Raw genomic sequence first — 1,253 nt, forward strand, 5'->3', positions numbered from 1 at the left:
GATCCATTCAGAATGGACCTCGACAGGCGGCCGGTAGTCAATCGCCGAATGCAATCGCGTCTGGTTGTACCAGGCCACCCACTTCGACGTCTCCGCCATCACCTCGATCAACCCTGACCACACCCTCCGGTCGATCAGCTCTGCCTTGTAGACCGAGTTCAGCGCCTCGGCCATGGCGTTGTCGTATGAGTCCCCGCGTGACCCCACCGACGCCACGACCTCGGACTGCGCCAGAGTCTCGCCATAGCGAACCGACCGGAACTGCACCCCGCGATCCGAGTGGTGGACGAGCCCGGAGACATCTTCGCCGGCCCGATATTTCGCAGCCAAAGCCATCGTCAGTGCGTCCCTGGCCAAGGACTCCCGCATATGGTTCGTCACCTGCCAGCCGACGATCTCCCTGTGGAAGACATCAAGGATGAACGTCGTGTACACCCACCCAGCAGACGTCGGAACATAGGTGATGTCAGCGACCCACAAACAATTCGGGGCCGCTGCAACGAACTCACGTTCAACAAGATCATCCGGACATTCCTCAGCACGTGCCGAGGCCGTCTTCGGACGCTTCCGCCTCCGCCGGACCCCGTCGATGCCCAACCGGCGCATCAACCGTTCCACCGTGCAGCGGGCCACCGGCCCGAACTGGTCGGCGTACTCGCGGTTGATCGCCTTCCACATCTTCCGCACCCCGTAACAGGAATAGTTCGCCTCATAGACATCCTGAATCACGACCATCAGTGCGTGGTCCCGACGGGCTCTAGCCGATGGTTGACGCTTCTTGTAGGCGTAATACGAGCTCACAGCAATCCGTGCCACAGTCCCTTTCAGGGCGCGCACGATTGGCTCGACTCCGAACTCGCAGCGATTGTCGTCGATGAAGGCGACGATCACCTCGATGGGCGGTCGAGCTCCGCCGCGAAGAAAGCCGAAGCCCTCTTCAGAATCTCGTTGGCCCGCTTCGCTTCAGCCAACTCAGCCCGCAGCCGGCGGTTCTCCGCTTCCAAGTCGACCGACTCGGCCGGGGTGGCCTTGCCGGAGTCTTTGTGTTTACGCACCCAGACTCGCAGGGTTTCTTTGCTCAGCCCGAGTTCGTTGGCAACGCGGGCGATGGCTCCGTTGGCCGTTGCGGGATCGGCCCGGGCATGGATGACGAGCGCGACGGCGCGAGCCTTGAGTTCGTCGGTGTATTTCACTGGCACGAGAGAATCTCCTTCTTCCAATCTCCCTGCCTCTATTATTCCCGGGGCGATTCA

General features: G+C 61.5%; 2 protein-coding genes and 1 other annotated feature. Both genes read right to left on the reverse strand.

Features of this window, described 5'->3' with window-relative positions:
- Window positions 1–891, reverse strand: an 891-nt coding sequence (locus tag NQ034_RS16025) for an IS3 family transposase (RefSeq protein WP_373567255.1), incomplete at its 3' end; no start/stop codon positions are given.
- Window positions 799–927, reverse strand: a sequence feature (AL1L pseudoknot). Its footprint overlaps the gene before it by 93 nt.
- Entirely contained in the window at window positions 888–1,193 is a 306-nt protein-coding gene (locus NQ034_RS16530; RefSeq protein ID WP_373567257.1) for a transposase, read from the reverse strand. Its footprint overlaps the feature before it by 40 nt. The genes NQ034_RS16530 and NQ034_RS16025, both read right to left, overlap by 4 nt.
- Window positions 1,194–1,253: the final 60 nt, after the last annotated feature.

It is taken from the genome of Brevibacterium moorei (assembly GCF_024580735.1).
GTDB lineage: Bacteria > Actinomycetota > Actinomycetes > Actinomycetales > Brevibacteriaceae > Brevibacterium > Brevibacterium moorei.